This is a genomic window from Enterococcus wangshanyuanii, from assembly GCF_002197645.1.
In the GTDB taxonomy this organism is placed as follows: Bacteria; Bacillota; Bacilli; order Lactobacillales; family Enterococcaceae; genus Enterococcus_L; species Enterococcus_L wangshanyuanii.
Map to the genome: position 1 here is coordinate 3,270,962 of NZ_CP021874.1, position 19,267 is coordinate 3,290,228.

Annotated in this window: 15 protein-coding genes; 10 read left to right on the top strand and 5 right to left on the bottom strand. The window is 39.1% G+C overall.

All coding sequences use genetic code 11. The annotated features are described in order from the left end of the window. Nucleotides 1–117: 117 nt before the first annotated feature. From CC204_RS16230 to CC204_RS16245, 4 genes are all read right to left on the bottom strand, one after another. Nucleotides 118–573, bottom strand: a complete 456-nt coding sequence (locus tag CC204_RS16230) for a GNAT family N-acetyltransferase (RefSeq protein ID WP_088271120.1) — start codon at nt 571–573, stop codon at nt 118–120. A 244-nt stretch (nt 574–817) separates the two neighbouring features. Next, nucleotides 818–1,963 carry an ArgE/DapE family deacylase gene (locus tag CC204_RS16235; protein WP_088271121.1) on the bottom strand — a complete coding sequence of 382 codons (1,146 nt, stop codon included), beginning with the start codon at nt 1,961–1,963 and terminating at the stop codon, nt 818–820. Nucleotides 1,964–1,997: 34 nt separating this feature from the next. After that, the gene (locus tag CC204_RS16240) at nt 1,998–3,395 is read right to left on the bottom strand and encodes an MFS transporter (protein WP_088271122.1); all 1,398 of its coding nucleotides are present in this window, start codon (nt 3,393–3,395) and stop codon (nt 1,998–2,000) included. 2 nt (nt 3,396–3,397) lie between these two features. Next, nucleotides 3,398–4,591 (bottom strand): M20 family metallopeptidase, encoded by a 1,194-nt coding sequence (locus CC204_RS16245; RefSeq protein ID WP_088271123.1) that lies wholly within the window; start codon nt 4,589–4,591, stop codon nt 3,398–3,400. Nucleotides 4,592–4,780: 189 nt separating this feature from the next. On the opposite strand from CC204_RS16245, the gene CC204_RS16250 reads away from it, so the two are divergent. After that, nucleotides 4,781–7,120: a helix-turn-helix domain-containing protein gene (locus tag CC204_RS16250; protein WP_088271124.1), complete on the top strand. Its 2,340-nt coding sequence runs from the start codon at nt 4,781–4,783 to the stop codon at nt 7,118–7,120. A gap of 73 nt (nt 7,121–7,193) precedes the next feature. Then, the gene (locus CC204_RS16255) at nt 7,194–7,667 is read left to right on the top strand and encodes a glutathione peroxidase (protein ID WP_088271125.1); all 474 of its coding nucleotides are present in this window, start codon (nt 7,194–7,196) and stop codon (nt 7,665–7,667) included. 124 nt (nt 7,668–7,791) lie between these two features. Here the strand turns inward: CC204_RS16255 and CC204_RS21065 are convergent, their stop codons facing one another. Then, nucleotides 7,792–7,878, bottom strand: coding sequence for a type I toxin-antitoxin system Fst family toxin (locus CC204_RS21065; protein WP_120308914.1), 87 nt, complete (start codon nt 7,876–7,878; stop codon nt 7,792–7,794). A gap of 261 nt (nt 7,879–8,139) precedes the next feature. On the opposite strand from CC204_RS21065, the gene kdpA reads away from it, so the two are divergent. From kdpA to CC204_RS16295, 8 genes are all read left to right on the top strand, one after another. Further along, nucleotides 8,140–9,822: a potassium-transporting ATPase subunit KdpA gene (gene kdpA / locus CC204_RS16260; protein WP_088271126.1), complete on the top strand. Its 1,683-nt coding sequence runs from the start codon at nt 8,140–8,142 to the stop codon at nt 9,820–9,822. 19 nt (nt 9,823–9,841) lie between these two features. Then, nucleotides 9,842–11,902 carry a potassium-transporting ATPase subunit KdpB gene (kdpB, locus tag CC204_RS16265; RefSeq protein ID WP_088271127.1) on the top strand — a complete coding sequence of 687 codons (2,061 nt, stop codon included), beginning with the start codon at nt 9,842–9,844 and terminating at the stop codon, nt 11,900–11,902. Nucleotides 11,903–11,937: 35 nt separating this feature from the next. Beyond that, nucleotides 11,938–12,468: a potassium-transporting ATPase subunit C gene (locus CC204_RS16270; RefSeq protein ID WP_088271128.1), complete on the top strand. Its 531-nt coding sequence runs from the start codon at nt 11,938–11,940 to the stop codon at nt 12,466–12,468. 14 nt (nt 12,469–12,482) lie between these two features. Then, on the top strand, nt 12,483–15,143 hold the full coding sequence (locus CC204_RS16275) for a sensor histidine kinase (RefSeq protein WP_088271129.1): 2,661 nt from the start codon (nt 12,483–12,485) through the stop codon (nt 15,141–15,143). Next, nucleotides 15,144–15,842 (top strand): response regulator transcription factor, encoded by a 699-nt coding sequence (locus tag CC204_RS16280; protein WP_088271130.1) that lies wholly within the window; start codon nt 15,144–15,146, stop codon nt 15,840–15,842. A 326-nt stretch (nt 15,843–16,168) separates the two neighbouring features. After that, nucleotides 16,169–16,849 (top strand): ABC transporter ATP-binding protein, encoded by a 681-nt coding sequence (locus tag CC204_RS16285; protein WP_088271131.1) that lies wholly within the window; start codon nt 16,169–16,171, stop codon nt 16,847–16,849. Continuing rightward, on the top strand, nt 16,850–18,133 hold the full coding sequence (locus tag CC204_RS16290) for an ABC transporter permease (protein ID WP_088271132.1): 1,284 nt from the start codon (nt 16,850–16,852) through the stop codon (nt 18,131–18,133). A gap of 150 nt (nt 18,134–18,283) precedes the next feature. After that, a complete protein-coding gene (locus CC204_RS16295; RefSeq protein ID WP_088271133.1) occupies nt 18,284–19,225 on the top strand; it encodes an NADP-dependent oxidoreductase in 942 nt (313 codons plus the stop codon). Nucleotides 19,226–19,267 lie beyond the last annotated feature (42 nt).

Genomic DNA, 19,267 nt, shown 5'->3' on the forward strand with positions numbered 1-19,267 from the left:
TAAATTGAGAAATTTCGATTTTATTTTCCAAATTGGAGCTAAGTTTGTTTAGTGATCTAAAAATGAATAAAATAAAACAGCTGTTCAAAAGACGAAGCAGCTGCATCTAATAATCGACTATAATAATGTTTTTTCATAATGAACCCAAGAATCAGTTCTTTCTCCGAAGGAGTCATAAAGTTTTTGAGCACCAAGGTTATCTATATGTGTTTCCCAAATCATACTGGCGCAATTATGTTTCTCTCCAAAAAGAATACATTCTTGAATAAGTTTTTTACCAATAGCTAACCCTCTATAGTCACTATCAACAAATAGGTCATTCATATTGAGGACTCTCTGTAATTTCATTGTGCTGAATGAATAATACAAGGTTGCAAAACCAACGATTTTTTGATCAATCTCAGCAACCAACTGGCAACCTAAATAATCAGAATCAACGAGATGTCTAATATGTTCCTCTATCTGAGTTCTAGTTATGGTTGGTTTTAGAACACTTAAATCCATATACTTCTGCATTAATGTAGTTAATTCTGGAAGATCCTTCATTTCTGAACATCTAATATTTATTTCCAAGTTATTTTACCTCCCTTTTCTTAATACTATAGCTTATCGTAAATAGCCATTCAATTGATGAGTGAGGTTTTTAAAAGGAACTTAAATATAGTATGATCGTTGCAAATATTTAGTTAGAAATTCACGAGGCGGAGACCAAAAAACGTTTAGCTTCCAGAAATAATCTACTTTTTTCTCATCATTTATTTGAATTTAGAGGCCGAAACAAAACTAAAAAACAGTTTTGTTTCGGCCTCGTTTCACTTTATTTCAAATACTCTTTAGCAATCGATTCATTGATCGTAATCATTTGATAAAAATCATCGATATTGACAAATTCATTTGGCTGATGAGCATATTTGGTTTCACCAGGACCTAAAATCAAGATAGGAAAGTCTTTATTCACGCGTCCAAACTGTGACCCATCAGTATAGCCTGTCATGCCGAAGGTCTTAGCCGTTTGACCAGTGACTTCTGAGACAACTTTTTGTGTTAAAACTGTAAATGGATCGTCAAGCTCTGTTCTCATTGACGGTAAATCGTTAATGAACTCGATTTCTGCTTTAAATCCTGGAACGGTTTCAGTCAGTTTTGCCAGCATATCGTTAAATTGTTGTTTTAGCTCAGCGTGATTTTGCGCTTTGATCGTGCGGATATCGATTTCTACTGTACATTTATCGGGAACAACATTAGTGCCGTTGCCACCGTTGATAATATCCAGACTAGAAGTAGATGCGCCCACCAATTCATCGACAGATTTAGAGAAGTCAAAGGTTTCTTTGAATGCATTTAATACTAAAAGCATATGTTCGATTGCGTTGACACCTTGATCAGGCATAGAACCGTGCGCTGTTTTTCCATAAGTTGTGATTCGAGGCCATAAAGCACCTTTATGGGCCACACCGATTTCTACATTTGTTGGTTCACCAATGACTAAGGCGTCAAGATCGTCAGCATAGCCTTCATCGACTAATTGTCCTGATCCGATCGCACTCGTTTCTTCCCCGACAGTCGCTAATAGTTTGATACTTCCTTTAAACGGACTGCCTGCTTCTTTTAAACGGATCATAGCCACAACAGCTGCTATCAGACCTGATTTCATATCGCAAGTGCCTCGGCCGTAAAGTAAGCCATCTTTTTCAACTGCCGCAAATGGATCTTCATCCCAAGGAATTTCCCCGACAGGTACGACATCCATATGACCAGAAAAGCCTAAAACAGGGCCAGGTGCAGTGCCTTTCAACGTAGCGACCAACTGACTTCGTCCGTCACTGTAAGTCACTTGCTCACAAGGAATACCATAGGAGTTGAATAGCGCTTCAAGCTTGTCAGCTACTTGTTTTTCTTCCCCTAAAATACTTTTGATTTGAACGACTTCTTTTAATAATTGTAATGCTTCTTGATTGTTCATCCGTATTTCCTCCAATTTATGAAATAAGACTAATTTAATTACGTTTTTCTTTTGGAATGATAAAAAGAATAGAGCCTAATGCCAATACACAGAACAGGATGTTCGTAAGTAGTCCGCCTGTGGCACCTAATGTGTAATTCCCTGAAGCACTCAAGCCATTATAAACAGCGGCAGAAATTGCTACACCGAGTGCGCCGCCTAAAGAGCTGGCCATTTTGTAAATACCGGATGCTACACCTGCTTTTTCATTTGGAACGCTAGAGATGGCTGTATCAGTTGAAGGTGTGGCATACATACCAAGTCCCATACCAAACAAGCTATAGCCGATAAAAACAAGAACAAAATAAGCTGTACCTGTGACCATGGTCAATGCCATCAAGCCTACACCGATACCAGAAAGAATCGTACCCCAAAGCATCGGTTTTTTCGCACCGATCGTTTGCAATAATTTTTCTCCGATACGGATCGTGATCAACACTAAACAAAGGTAACCGATAGAAAGCATTCCTGTTTTAGCCGATGAAAGGCCACGTCCTTGTTGGACATACGTATTAATCACGATCAATGTTCCAGCGACAGCATTTAATAAAAAGTTTGAAATCGTCGCACCGAGATAGCCACGGTTTTCAAAGAGTGAAAATTCTACGAAACTGTTGTCGATCGCTTGTTCAACTTTATAAAAGGCGATCAATCCAGCTATTACGATGACAGCTAAAATCAAGACGATCGGACTAGTCCAGCCTAATTCAGAGCCTTTAGAAACGACGATATTCAAAGCGACCATTGAGATAATAAAGAGAAGCAAACCAACTGTATCGAACTTGCTGTTGCTGTTTGTTTCGACTTTGCTTTCAGGGGTACCGAAGATCAATAGCGCGCTGATAATAGAAATAATGATTGAAAAAACAAATACATAGCGCCAACCTAAAGAACTAGCGATCGCTCCGCCGAAGAAAGAACAAAAACCTGAACCGCCCCAAGAGCCGATCGACCAGTAACTTAATGCCCGTTGCCGATCTTTTCCTTCATAATATGTTTTTACTAAAGCCATTGTTGCCGGCATGATACAAGCAGCGGATAACCCTTGTAAAATGCGACCACCGATAAATAGACCAGGACCGTGAGCGACAACTAATGCGCCTGATCCGATCACACTTAAAATCAGACCGATATAAGTCAGTTTCATTCTGCCCAATTTATCAGCTAAGCCGCCAGCAACGACGATAAAAATACCAGAGAATAATCCTGTCATAGAAATACCAATACTTAAAATACCAGATGAGACTCCTAAGTCACGTTGAACATCCGGAGCCATATTGAGTAAAGATTGAGCGAATAACCAATAGGTCAATACGCTCAAAACGATCCCAACTAATAATTTATTTGTTCCTTTATATGTTGCATTTTCTGCTGTGTGTGTTGTTGCTTTCATGATTAAACTCCTTCAGATAAGTAATGTAAAACGGCTGCCCCCATTGATTTTGCTGCGATCAGCAAGCAGTCTTCATCGATATAAAATTTTGGATGGTGATGTGGATACATTGGCGTGCCTTCTTTGTGCGCACCAACAAAAAAGAAACAACTTGGACGTTCTTTAGCATAGTAAGCAAAGTCTTCAGAAGGTGTTTGCGGGCCGCATTCCACTAAATGTTTGATTTCGGGAATTTGTGCTTCTGTAAGTGCCGCTGCCACCATTTCAGTGGTTTGTTCATCATTGACACAAACGGGATAATCATTGGCATAGTCAAGATCATACTGAATACCAAAAGCAGTACAGATGCCGTCTAAGATTTGTTTGAATTCTTTTTCAACGATTCCGCGGGTTTCTTCCTTCATGATCCGCACATCGCCTTCAAGCGTAACAGAATCCTTGATGACATTGGCTGAGCCTTTGCCGTCAAATGAACCGATCGTTACAGTGGCTGTATCAAAAGGATCGATGCGGCGGCTGACGATTGTTTGGACAGCTGTCACAAATTGCGAAGCGGCGACGATCGTATCGTTTGCATCCTGCGGTGTAGATCCGTGTCCGCCTTTTCCCTGCAAAACAACTTTGAAGGTTGCACGACCAGTATGAACAGGAGCTTTGTGATAAAGGACATCTCCTAAAGGCATCATACTCATGACATGAATGCCTAAAACATGATCCACGCCGTCTAAACAGCCAGCTTCGATCATTCCTTTGGCTCCACCTGGCGGAACTTCTTCTGCAGGTTGATGAATGATTCGGATCGTACCAGGTAGCTGATCTTTCAACTCGATCAGAGAATCCGCTAGAATCATCATATAAGCGGTATGACCATCGTGACCGCAGGCATGCATCACGCCATCAGTCTTAGAGGCAAAATCCAGACCTGTATCTTCTTGGATCGGCAAAGCATCAAAATCTGCTCGAATCGCCAAAACAGGTCCTTTTTTCCCACCATGAATATCGACTAAAAGACCATTTCCGCCACCAATCTGGGTTTTTACGTCACAATCTTTGCCAGCGTAAAAGTCAGCAATATATTGTGCTGTTTTGGTTTCATGAAATGAAAGTTCAGGATTTTCGTGGAAATGTCTGCGAATCTTGATCATTTCAGCTTCTTTTTGTTGAAGTAACGTAAATAATTGCGTTTTAATATCCATTCTTTGTGAATCTCCTTTCAAATACACTCCATAGTTTATACTTATTTCTGGTTAAGACAATGCAGATATTTTCATAAATTCAGGATAATTTTTATTAAATAAAATATGGGAAAATAAATAGGTTATTAAAGAACGATATTTTCTAAAATGTGCTACAATGTTAGAGAAATCTGATAAAGGAGCAAACGAATGATTACAAATGAAAATTATCGCGTTCGTTATCATCAACTGATTGATGAAAGACAAGAATTAGCTAAAGAACTAACGATTTTAGTCGTTTTGAAAGGCGAATTGTCGATTACAATAGAAGAAAAAAACGAAACGATCCAAGCGGGCGAATTATTTGTGATCAATGCCAGTGAGTATTTTATATTGAATACACAGATGCAAGAATCCTGTTTTTATATTGAATTGACTATCGATAGTCTTTTCTTTGCCTCTCAGTTCCCAGCCTTTTTTTACACATCTTTTGATTGTCGACCTAAGCAAAAAGAATATGGGAAAACGCCTGCTATTTTAGCTTTAAGAAGACAGATCGCTGAATTATGCTTAGTGAAGTTTAGTGAGGAATCGACGAAACAATTAAAAGCCTCGTTATACTTGAACCAAATTATCTTATCGCTGGTGCATCATTTTCAAAGAGAAGAAGAGAGCACAGCGCTTCATTCAGAAAATCAAACATTGAGGGATATCTTGGAATATATCGAAAACAATTACCAGAGAGGAGTGTCTTTGGCTGAGACTGCGGATCATTTTTTTATGTCGGAGCCTACACTATCAAAATTTTTCAAAAAAGAAACCGGCGATTATTTTTCTCACTACGTTCGATCTATAGCGGTCAAGCATAGCTTGATAGAGCTGCTGTATACAAAAAAAAGCATTGAACAAATCGCTCTTGACGTGGGTTTTCATAGTAGTAAGACTTACCGTGAACATTTCAAGAAAACGTTCCAGGTCTCTCCAACGGACTATCGTTCTTCCCATTTAGCCAAAAAAGAGGTGAATCCAACGCTGCATTTGAAAGCATCAACTGCTGATTTAACGATCAAGGAAATTTTGGCCCCCTTATATAGTTACCTTCAAGCAACACTTGAAGAATCCCAGAGCTCTGAGCTCTCTTTAAAAACGAAGCAATTACAGATTACTTGTGAAAAAACAATGACAGAATATCAGAAGAAAGAAGTGATCATCAAGATTGGCACGCTGGAAAATTTAGCATTGAAAAAAGTTCAAGAAGAGCTTGTTGAATTGAATGAGCAGCTGGGAATCGATTACATCAGTGTTCATTCGCTCTATAGTCAGTTGCCGCTGACCGTCCAGATTCATCAAGAAGCTGGAATGAATTCGTTCCCAGCATTTGAAAAACTGGATTGTATATTGGCATTTTTGAATAAGCATCAATTTCGACTATTTTTTCAGCTTTCATTACCAAAATTCAGAGCAATGGGCGCCTACGAACGAGAAAATTATCGTAAATTTTTCAGACACATTCAAAGTACGTTTGGTAAACAGTTGTTGGCGCACTGGAAGATCAATTGTCATTTTGAAGAGCAGAGGACAGAGAGTGATCATTCTGAATTTTTGGAGCTAAAGAAAATCATGGACAGTCAATTTCCAGAAATCGAAATAGGTGCAGAATTGTCTTTAGATGATCCTTTCTTTGAACATAATGATTTAAGTACGTTTCAATTTTTCTTTGAAGAGATTGCTCCTTTTTGTAAATTTATTTCATTTTCAGCAGAACCGAATTATGTGTTTAGAAATTTAGACAGTACGTTTCCTGATCTGAAGAATTATCATCAATATGTCTTGAACAAAACGATCTACATCAAGCATCTCATGAAGGAATTTGATGTGAAATTACCATTGTATTTAACGGAATGGAACACATTGACTGGAATGACGCGTATTAGTAATGGTACATTTTTTAGAGGAGCGATCATACTAAAAGATCTATTGATGTTGACACCGTTACTTCAAGGCTATGGTTTTTGGCTGAATATCGATTTATATGAGGTCAACACTCAAAATCGTCCGCTGAAAAATGATGGATTAGAGCTTTTTCATTATCATAGCGGTAAAAGACCGATGTATTTTTGCTTATGGCTGGCGCGTAGATTGGCGGGCACCATTGTAGCAGTAGGAGAAGAGTATATATTGACGGATAATGATGGAAAATATCAACTATTGTTATTCAATACTAATTATTTTGATCCTCATCTTTCTACAGAAGAAGCTTTTTTGAAAAGCCATTCGGTAAATATCGAACTGGATCTATCAAAGATCAAGTCTGCACAGTATCAGGTCAAACAAATAGATTTTAATCGCTATAATGGTGCGTTGTTTTATACTTATGAAGAATTTAAAAATGCTGCATCACTTGATCTAGAAGCACAAGAATATATCACGAATAAAAGCCGACCAAAAATGAGAGTGTTTGATGTACAAATTCAAGAAGTATTTCATTACTTCATAACCTTAGATACGAATGGTATCGTTTTACTGGAAATGACCCCAATTTATCATTGAAGCGTGTATTCTTGACGAAAGCCATTCAACTAGCTAGTATTTAAGAAAGAGCTTCAAGAGAGGATGTAAGATAATGAGAATCTATGATTATCAAGTAAAAACGACTGATAACGAGACGGTTTCACTAGATAAATACAAAGGCAAAGTGCTGTTGATCGTCAATACGGCGACTGGCTGCGGTTTTACTCCACAATATGAGGGATTAGAAAAATTATATAAAGAGTATAAAGAGCAAGGATTTGAAATTTTGGATTTTCCTTGTAATCAGTTTGGTCATCAAGCGCCGGGGACTAATCAGGAAATCAGTGATTTTTGTCAATTGACCTATCAAACGACCTTTGAAACATTTGGAAAAATCGATGTGAATGGTGAAAATGCGGATCCATTATATACTTTTTTAAAAGGTGAAAAAGGTGGACTTTTAGGTGGGGCGATCAAATGGAACTTTACGAAGTTTTTAGTTGATCGTGAAGGCAAGGTCGTGAAGCGCTTTGCACCGACAGTAGAACCAGAGAAAATTGCTGGAGATATTGAGAAATTAATGTAAAATATAACATTCTTCTTGATGTTTAAATGCTGATCATGGTATACTACCTTTGAAAGCTAAAAACATCAAGTACACAACCCCCCTAGAGAGTAGGACTCTAGGGGGGCTTTTTTGTCGCCTATTTTCACTTCTTCTTTCTGTTATTTAACCAATACTCGAATAGAGCAAGCAAAATCCCGACAAGAAGTGGACAAAGAAATGCCAAAAACATCAAGCACACCTCCTTTCAGTCGCAAAACTGTAAGAAAAGGCGACAAAATAACATACGCATAAATACTGATAAATAGGTTCTTTTTCACGTATAAAGATTCTATAAAGAAAATCCCTCTACTTTAACACTATCTTTATATAAAAACTGATATGATTCTCCTATCAAATGAAGGAGAGGGATTTTAATGACGATTATCTCTGGCATTATCGCAGGGTTATTGCTTATTTACTTATTTTACCAACTACTTTGGGGGGATCAACAGTGAGTACTATTTTGATACAACAGCTCTTCTTTTTTATCGTACTGATGGGCTTAGTAATTCCGTTAGGTGTTTATATAAACAATGTAATGACAGGACAAAAAACATTTATGACAAGGATACTTGCCCCGATCGAGAAAAAAATATATCAGTTTTTAGGCAGTCCAGCACAAAAAGCGATGACCGCAAAGCAATATGGTGCAAGTGTATTATTTTTTAGTTTGTTCTCATTTCTATTGCTAATAAGCATGCTTTTAACACAAGGCTTTTTGCCTTTAAATCCAGAAAAACTGCCTGGAATGAATGTGTCCCTTGCTTTTAATACAGCGGCAAGCTTTGTAACAAATACGAACTGGCAGGCCTATGCAGGGGAAGAAACATTGTCGATTTTTAGTCAGGCATTTGGCTTAACCGTTCAGAATTTTGTTTCTGCTGGTGTAGGGATTGCGGTTTTATACGTTTTGCTACGTGGTTTTGTGAACCGTACAACGAAACAGATTGGAAACTTCTGGCAAGATTTGACGAGAATCATTTTATACGTATTATTGCCACTCTCTTTTATCGTATCGCTCCTTTTGATCTCTCAAGGTGTTGTTCAAACCTTTGCTGGATCAGTTGAAACAACGAGTTTAGAGCTTGGAGAAAAGATCTTTTTACCGTTGGGAACTGTAGCCAGTCAAGTGGCGATCAAACAATTAGGAACAAATGGTGGCGGCTACTATGGTGGAAACTCTGCTTATCCTTTTGAAAATCCTAATTTGATCAGTAATTTTATTGAAAATATTTCTATTTTACTGATACCAGCTGCTTTGATCGTTGCTTTTGGATTATTCGTCAAGGATTGGAAACAAGGCAGAACGATCATGATCGTGTCTCTTGTTTTTTTGATCGCAGCTTTGATCGGTGTGACCTTGAGTGAATATTACGGACCGCAGTTTCAGCAAGTGATCAGTCAAATGAACCTTGAAGGAAAAGAAACGCGTTTTGGTGTTGGCTGGTCAAGTTTATGGGCTGTTAGTACGACAGCCGCGTCAAATGGTTCAGTCAATGCGATGTTAGACAGCTTCACACCGCTGGGCGGTTTGCTGCCGATGTTTTTGATGCAGCTTGGTGAAATCATTTTCGGTGGAGCAGGCAGTGGACTTTATGGCATGATCGTCTTTATTTTACTAGCCATTTTTATTGCCGGTTTATTGGTTGGACGGACGCCCGAATATTTAGGGAAAAAAATTGAGCCTTTCGATATGAAAATGGTCTGTTTAGTGATTTTGACTCCGCTTTTGTTGACCTTGATCGGAACAATGTTGTTTATTTTGAATCCTCAGGCAATGAGCTGGTTGGGCAATCAGGGACCTCACGGCTTTTCAGAAGTCCTCTATGCATTTTCTTCGTTAGCAAATAATAACGGAAGTGCATTTGCTGGATTGAGTGTAGACACGACATTTATGAATATACTTGGTGGTGTGATCATGATTTTATCTCGTTTTATTCCTATGCTGGCTGTGATTTATCTGGCTTCTAATTTAGGGAAAAAGAAAACTGTTGCCACAGGCTCAGGCTCATTATCAACGACGAATGCGACCTTTGTGACGATGCTGATCATCGTGATTTTAGTCGTAGGAGCACTAAGCTTTTTACCAGCAATGGCATTAGGTCCGATCGCTGAACATTTTATAACTAAATAAAGTAAAGAAGGGGAAAGAATTGAAAAATACACAAAGTAAACGCACCGTCTATTTAGACGCTTTACGATCTTCCTTTAAAAAATTAGCTCCCGCTGTTCAAATAAAAAATCCAGTGATGCTCGTTGTTTATCTGGGAGCGATATTAACGACCGTTCTTTATATTTTGACTTTTGCAGGATACACGGATACAGAACCATTCTTTATTTTAGCGATCGCATTGATTTTATGGTTGACGATTTTGTTTGCCAATTTTGCTGAAGCGATCGCAGAAGGAAGAGGTAAGGCTCAGGCCGAAAGTTTAAAGCAGGCAAAAAAAGATGTCGTTGCACATAAGGTTGCTTCATTAGAAGATGCTGCTTTGAAAAGATTTAGTGAGGTTAAATCATCAGAGCTGAAAAAAGGAGACTTTGTTTATGTCAGTGCCAATGAACAAATTCCTATGGATGGCGATGTGATCGATGGAGCTGCCTCTGTTGATGAAAGTGCGATCACAGGAGAATCAGCACCTGTGATCAGAGAATCAGGCGGTGACCGCAGTGCAGTAACTGGAGGGACAACGGTCGTTTCCGACTATTTGGTGATCAAAGTAACAGCTGAAAGTGGTGAATCTTTTTTAGATAAAATGATTTCTATGGTTGAAGGAACCGAACGTAAAAAGACACCAAATGAAATTGGTTTACAGATCATTTTGATCATGCTGACGATTATTTTTCTTGTTGTTTCAGCTACTTTACTGCCATTTACGAAGTTTTCCAGTGAATTAGTTGGAAATGGCTCTGCATTAGCATTGACTGTGATCATTGCATTATTGGTTTGCTTGGCGCCGACAACGATCGGTGCACTGGTTTCTTCGATCGGAATTGCGGGTATGAGTCGCTTGAATAAAGAAAATGTGATCGCTATGAGCGGACGGGCAATCGAAGCTGCGGGAGATGTGGATATTCTATTACTAGATAAAACAGGGACGATCACCTTAGGAAACCGTCGCGCTAGTGAATTTATCCCTGTACCAGGAGTGTCTGAATTTGAGCTGGCGGATGCAGCACAGCTTTCTTCTTTAGCAGATGAAACAGCTGAGGGCCGAAGTATCGTCATTTTGGCAAAGGAAAAGTTTGATATTCGCGGACGTGAACTCAATCATGCAGACGTTGAATTCATTGAGTTTACAGCTAAAACTAGAATGAGCGGAATCAATTATCAAGGCGATGAGATCCGTAAAGGTGCCGCAGATACAATGAAAAGTTATGTAGAAGAAAAAGGCAATCGATACCCAGAGGAATGTGATCACATCGTTCAGCGTGTAGCCAACGAAGGTGGAACCCCATTAGTTGTTGTTAAAAACAATCAGGTCTTTGGTGTGATCTATTTGAAGGATATCGTCAAAAATGGCGTAAAAGAAAAATTTGATGATCTACGTAAAATGGGGATCAAAACGATCATGATCACAGGGGACAATCCGATGACTGCTGCAGTGATTGCAGCAGAAGCTGGTGTAGATGACTTTCTGGCAGAAGCAACACCGGAAAATAAGATGAGCTTGATTCGTGATTATCAAGAAAAAGGACACTTGGTTGCTATGACCGGAGATGGGACGAACGATGCGCCAGCGCTTGCTCAAGCTGATGTTGCTGTTGCAATGAATACTGGCACTCAAGCGGCTAAAGAAGCTGGTAATATGATCGATCTGGATTCTAGTCCGACAAAATTGATCAGTATCGTTAAGATCGGCAAACAACTGTTGATGACACGCGGCGCATTGACAACTTTTAGTATCGCCAATGATATCGCAAAATATTTTGCGATCATCCCGGTGTTATTTTTCAGTATTTATCCTTCTTTAGAAGCACTGAATATCATGAAACTGACAAATCCGACAACGGCTATTCTATCTGCGATCATCTATAATGCATTTATCATTGTAGCGTTGATCCCTCTTGCATTGAAAGGCGTTCCCTATAAAGAAAAACCGGCTAGTCAAATTTTGCGTCACAACTTACTGGTATATGGTTTAGGCGGAGTAGTCGCACCATTTATTGCGATCAAATTGATCGATCTTTGTCTCACATTTTTATTGTATTAGTTCGTAGGTTATATATAAAGAGGAGAGTAGAAACAGTGAAAAAAACAATGATTGCCTCATTAAAGAGTCTCGTCGTATTCACCTTATTGTGCGGTGTGTTTTATACAGCAGCTGTCACTGCGTTCGGGCAAGTACTTTTTTCATCTCAGGCTAACGGCAGTTTAGTCGAAACAGAAAAAGCAGGGAAAAAACAGATCATCGGCTCCAAATTGATTGGACAAGCGTTTTCAGCGGATAAATATTTACATGGACGACCAACGACAGTCAGCCAGCTTTCGCCAGTTTCAAAAGAACAACAAAAATTGATTGATGAAAGAATTGAACAAGCCGACTCAAAAGAAGTCCCGATCGAATTAGTCACCGCTTCAGCCAGCGGTGTCGATCCTGAAATTTCGCTCGATGCTGCAATGAGTCAGGTTTCGCGAATCGCCTTAGCGAGAACGATGAAAAAAGATGAGGTCCGTGATATAATCAAACAAAATATCACTGGGCTTAAAATCGGACCAGCAGACTCAAGGCGGATCAATGTATTAGGAGTCAATCAAATGCTGGATGAGGCGAAATAAAGGATGGTATCAACGTGACTGAGGAACGATTAGATCCAGAATACTTATTAGAAAAATGGAAGAAAAACGAACAAAGCCTGAGGTCTGGTAGACTGAAGGTTTTCTTCGGTTATGCAGCAGGTGTAGGAAAGACCTATGCTATGTTGAAAGAAGCGCATGAACAGCAAACAGAAGGGAAAACAGTCGTTGTGGGGTATGTAGAACCTCACGCTAGGCCTGAAACAGAAGCATTAGTGGATGGGTTACCCGTTTTGCCGACTAAAAAATATACCTACAAAGGGATCACGATCCAAGAGTTTGATGTAGATGCAGCTTTAAAAAAGAAGCCGGATCTTATTTTAGTAGATGAATTGGCGCATACAAATGCTGTGGGTGCCCGCAATAAAAAAAGATATCAGGATATCGAAGAATTGCTGAAAGCTGGAATCGATGTTTATACGACAGTCAATGTTCAGCATATCGAAAGCTTGAATGATATCGTTGAACAAGTAACAGGTGTTCATATTTCAGAAACAGTCCCAGATACTTTTTTTGAAACAAGTGCTTTAAAAGTCGTTGATATTGAAACAGAAGAGCTTTTAGAGCGTCTAAAACAAGGGAAGATCTATCATTCAGAAAATGCCAAAAAAGCGATGGCAAACTTTTTTACGACGGACAATCTCACACTGTTAAGAGGACTAGCCATACGTAAAGCTTCCGATCATATCAATACGACAAATCAACAGGAAACACAAAAAAGTACAGGCATTCACTCTAAACTGTTAACAGTTATTGATGAGAAAAATCCTGAAATGACTAAAAAATGTTTACGTTGGACCGCTCGGTTAGCACAAGCATTGGGAACTGAGTGGATCGCATTGGAAATTTTAGAAGATCTGTCTGAGCATTCCGAGTCAGAAAACGCAAAATTAGCAACGAAATTAGGCGGTGAAGTGGTCACTTTAGAAAGTGATAATCAAAGAGATACGATCATCCAGTATGTAAAAATGCGCGGTGTTACGGATCTTGTGATGGGGAAAGTCATCAATCGCTCTCGTTTTATCCGCTTATATCGTCCCGATTTAGAAGATGAGCTTGTTTCCTTCATCCCGGATGTGGACATCCATTTAGTGCCGTATCAGTCAAATAAGTATCTTTTAAATAAGTATGCAGTAAAGAAAAAAAATCTGAATACTGTTTTCACTTGGAAAGATTTTTATATGACTTTAGGCTTGTTGGCAATGGCAACCATTTTATCAGAGCTGGGATCTTATTTTCATATTGGTGATCAGAACCTGATATTGATCTACATTTTATTTGTATTATTGGTAGCTAGAGCCACAACAGGTTATTTATGGACTGCGATAGCATCGATCGCCAGTGTGTTGATGTTCAATTGGTTTTTTGTAGCACCGCTGTATTCGTTGACGGTCTATAAACAAGGTTACCCATTGACCCTCTTTTTTATGCTTTTGGTTGCTTTGTTAGTCAGCAATTTGATGATGCAGATCAAAAAACAGGCTTTCTATGCGATGAAACGTGAACATCAGTTGGAAATTTTATACGAGCTAAATAAAAAATACTTAGTGACTCATGACCAAAAAGAAATTCTAGCGACGACAGCTGACTATTTATCGAACATGCTCGATCGCGAAGTCGTGCTGTATGATGAACAAGAAGTCAAAGAACCAAATGGCGCACCGATCAAAGGACCGTTAAGAAGTTTGGAAGAATTGGCAGTCGCAAACTGGGTTTTTGTCAATCAAAAGCAAGCTGGCTATGGAACAGATACATTGATGGGGGCTAAAGCACTCTATCTGCCAGTATTATCAAATGGTGTAACCCTAGCTGTGATCGGCATTGAAAAAAGTAAAGAGAATCCGATCACGGATGAAATCATTAGTTTTTTGGAGCTGATCTCCACACAGTTGGCACTTGCCCTCGAACAAAATATCCTCACTTCAGAGCGTCAGCAAATCTTATTTGAAAGTGAAAAAGAACGGATGCGCGGCAATTTATTGCGGGCGATCTCACATGATCTGCGTACACCACTTACAGGAATTTCAGGATCAGTTGAAGCCATTCTTGCAGAAGATAAACGTACTTTACTACCTAAAGAAACGAAACAAAAGCTACTTATCGGGATCAAAGAGGATGCAGACTGGTTGATTCGTATGGTAGAAAATCTATTATCGATCACTCGTATCAATGAAGAAACTATGAAAGTCGCAAAACGTAAAGAAGCGATTGAAGAAGTCGTGGCTTCTGCGATACAGCGAATTAGAAAAAGCTATCCAACAAGTGAAATCAAGGTTTCTTTACCAGAAGAATTTATTTTAGTACCGATGGATTCTATTTTGATCGAACAAGTCCTTTTTAATTTGATGGAAAATGCTATTCGTCATTCTAACTGCCAATCAGCGATTTTTGTGACGGTCTCACTAGCTGAAAATGATGCTGTATTTGAAGTGGCAGATCAAGGACAGGGCTTGACTTCAGAACAGCTGAAAGGTCTATTCAGCGGAATGAACCAGCAAAGTACACCCGTCGATTCAAAAAATGGCATGGGCATCGGATTATCTATTGTAAAAACGATCATCTTAGCACATGATGGCACGCTGAAAGCTGGAAATCGACCGCAAGGGGGCGCATTCTTTAGTTTTACGCTTCCGCTGGAAAGAAAGGAGCAATTATAAATGGCAACGATTTTAATCATAGAAGATGACGATGTGATCGCAGAATTTATGGGTGCTGTTTTAGAAAAAGAAAAGCACACGATCTATATTGCACGCTCTGCTCTTGAAGGTTTGTCAACGTACCGAATGTGGCCCGTTGATTTGATTTTGCTGGACCTTGGCTTGCCGGATCAAGATGGGATGGACGTATTGAAAAGCATTCGGACAACCTCATCTATACCGATCATCATTATTTCAGCACGGGATCATGAAGATCATAAAGTTGAAGCGCTAGATTTAGGTGCTGACGACTATATCACTAAGCCTTTTGGGACACCTGAGCTTTTAGCAAGAATCAGAACAGCTTTGCGTCACGCAGCTGCTCATTCGAATACCCAAGAAATTAAACAAATCATAAATGGAGATTTATGTATCGATATTGAACATCATCAAGTGACAAAACGAGGACAAGTCATCCACTTGACGCCAAATGAATACAAGATCATCCAAGTCTTAGGCGAAAATATGGGGAAAGTCTTGACGCACACCTATATTTCTCAAAAAGTCTGGGGACCATACAGCAATGAAAGCCAGACACTAAGAGTCAACATGTCGAATATTCGTAAAAAGATCGAAGAAAATCCAGTAGAACCAGAATATATTTTAACTGAGATAGGGATCGGGTATCGAATGTTGGAGACGAAAAAAGCAGTCGATTAAAAGAATTAAAAAATTTAAGTCTTCAAAAAAAGGTTGATGACCTGAAATGAGAATCGAATGTTACTAGTCCAAACAGCAAAGTCTGAAAATCGCATGTTATAAAATAATGGAAAAAGCAACACAGAGCAGTCGATCGACTTGTTCGGTGTTGTTTTTTCAATATCCATCTAAAGTCTATCCGTTTATAGGTCTGAAGTACCATGACAAGCAAAGCAACTTAGTTCAAAATAGTAAGGGTAGCAGGAGGTTGTATGTAGAAAAAGGGAAGACTGAGACAGTCATCACTTGCTAAATCAAGCAGTAAGTCAAAAAAATGGAGGGATAAAATGTCTGTAATCGAAGCAAAAAACATAAAAAAAAGCTATGGACGAAACGAATCAAGATTTGATGCCTTAAAAGGTGTGGATCTATCAGTTAAAGAAGGAGAATCTGTAGCGATCATCGGAAAAAGCGGATCGGGGAAATCAACATTTATGCATATTCTGGCATTATTAGATAAACCAACTTCTGGTGAAATTTTATTAAATAATCAAAACGTAACAAGTATCAGTAAAAAACAATTAGATAAAACAAGGAATGAACAATTTGGTTTTGTCTTCCAGCAATTCTTCATGAATCCTAAAGATACCGTTTTAAACAATGTGATGCTGCCGCTGAAAATCGGTGGGATCTCCAGCAGTAAACGTAAACAAATGGCGCTTGAGGCACTTAAAGCCGTTGATTTAGAAGATAAAATCAATAACAAAGCCAATAATTTATCCGGAGGACAAAAACAACGTGTTTGTATTGCGCGTGCGTTAGTCAATAATCCAAAAATCATTTTTGCTGATGAACCAACAGGAAACCTGGATTCGGCAACAGGAGATAAAATCGAGCAGCTTTTATTCAATTTGAACAAAGAAAAAGGCATCACACTGATCATTGTAACGCATGACCCAGAACTTGCGGCCCGCTGTGATCGTCAGATCCATGTTCGTGACGGCTTGATCATAGGAGGAGATGAGTAGATGAAATTCAGCGATATTTTAAAATCAGCAAGTTCAAACTTAATGCGCAACAAAGGTCGGACGATTTTGACGATTGTTGCAATTTTTATTGGAGCCTTTACTATCTCATTGACGACTGGGGTCAATATCGGTGTCAATGATTATATCGATAAACAAGTCGGCAGTGTCGGCGGAGAAAACCAGATTTTTGTTCAGCCGAAGATGGAAATGAACATGGGCAATAGTGATGAGCCTACCAAATATGATCCAGATAAAAAGACCAGCACGATGTCTCAAATACAGGCAATGACAGAGAAAGATGTTGAAAAAATAAAAGAACTTAAAGGGATCGATTCAGTTGAGCCTATGAAATCTGCAACGATCGATTATATCGAAGGTACAAACGGTGAAAAATATGTATTTTCTGCAAGTTCAACGATGGAAGATATGAATATCGATCTGGAAACAGGCAAAACTGTTTCTCAAGACAGCACAGCATTTGAAATCAACTTAGCACCTGAATATGTGAAATCACTTGGCTTCATATCAAGTAAGGACGCAGTTGGTAAAACCGTGAAACTAGGAACGGCTCCGACGCTTGGCGGCGAAGAAAAAGTTGTTGAAGCAAAAATCGTTGGCGTTCGTAATACCAGTTTGATTCAAGGCGGTATGTCATTGATGAACCGCTCATTAGTGGATAAACTGGTTGAAATCAATGAAGAAGGTCTGCCGGAAAACATGCAAAACCAATATGGAATGGTCATTGCAGCTGCGGATAAAAACAGTACAAAAGAAGACATTACGGCAATCAAAGAACGTTTAGACAAAGCAGGCTACACAGGATCGACCGTGGAAGATGAAATCGGTATGATCAGAAATATCATCAATGCAATTACAGGAGTCTTAACAATGTTTGGGGCGATTGCATTATTAGCAGCAAGCTTTGGAATCATCAATACGTTGTACATGTCCGTTCAAGAGCGTACAAGAGAGATCGGATTGATGAAAGCAATGGGCTTAAGTAGTGGGAAAGTCTTTACGATCTTTAGTGTAGAAGCAGCATTGATCGGATTCTTAGGCTCAGTCCTAGGAATTTTAGGTGCAGTCGGTGTTGGTGCACTTGTGAACCAAATCGCGGCAGATTCATTCTTGGAAGCCTTGACTGGATTTACACTGATCCAATTTTCAGCAGGGTCTTCACTTGTGATTATCTTAGTGATCATGGCGATCGCTTTCTTAGCAGGAACATTACCAGCAAGAAGAGCGGCCAAATTAGATCCAATCGAATCTTTACGTTATGAATAAAAATAAATAGAAAATCGATTGACAAAGCAAAGATAACAGCTCATTTTGCTTTGTCTTTTTTTACTTTCTTTTAGTAAGCATATTAGTTACCTAAATAAACAAAAAGGAGTATACTAAGTTTACATTTTGTTGAAAAACGGAGGAACGATCATGAAAGCAGTAGTCATCAATCAATATGGCAGTAAGGATGTCTTAGAAGAACAAGAGGTTACCTTACCTGAATTAAAAGAACATCAGGTATTAGTAAAGGAATATGCAACGTCGATCAATCCGATCGACTGGAAACTTAGAGAAGGCTATTTGAAGCAAATGTTTGACTGGGAATTTCCCATTATTTTAGGCTGGGATGTTGCCGGTGTGATCACTGAAGTTGGAAGCCTTGTAACAGAGTGGAAAGTCGGCGATAAAGTTTTCGCTCGTCCTGAAACCACTCGTTTTGGAACCTATGCAGAAGAAACGATCGTCGATGATCATTTATTAGCAGCGATCCCTGAAAATATTAGCTTTGAAGAAGCTGCGGCTGTGCCATTAGCAGGGCTGACAGCTTGGCAAGCATTGTTTGATCATGGCGACCTTAAAAAAGGTGAAAAAGTCTTGATCCATGCAGGTGCAGGCGGTGTTGGAACCTATGCGATCCAATTAGCAAAAGATGCTGGAGCCTATGTTATTACAACAGCCAGTGAGAAAAATCATGAGCTATTGCAAAAATTAGGCGCAGATGAAGTGATCGATTATCATACAACAGATTTTACAGATGTTTTATCGGATATCGATTTAGTGTTTGACACAATGGGCGGAGACGTTCAAAAAAATAGTTTCAAGGTCTTAAAAGCTGATACAGGACGCTTGATTTCGATCGTCGGAATCGTAGATGAGGAGCTTGCTAAAGAAAAAAATATTCGAGCGGAAGGGATTTGGCTGCAGCCGGATGGTAAGCAGTTGAGCCAAATTGCTGATTTAATGGCAAAAGGGAAAGTGACTTCTGTTATTGGAGAGTTTTTCCCCTTCTCAAGACAAGGGGTCTATGATGCTCATGCGTTGAGTGAAACCCATCATGCTGTCGGAAAAATCGTGATAAAAATGGATGAATAAAAAAATCAGAGGCTGAGCTCTCTGTCATTAGACGATCAAAAG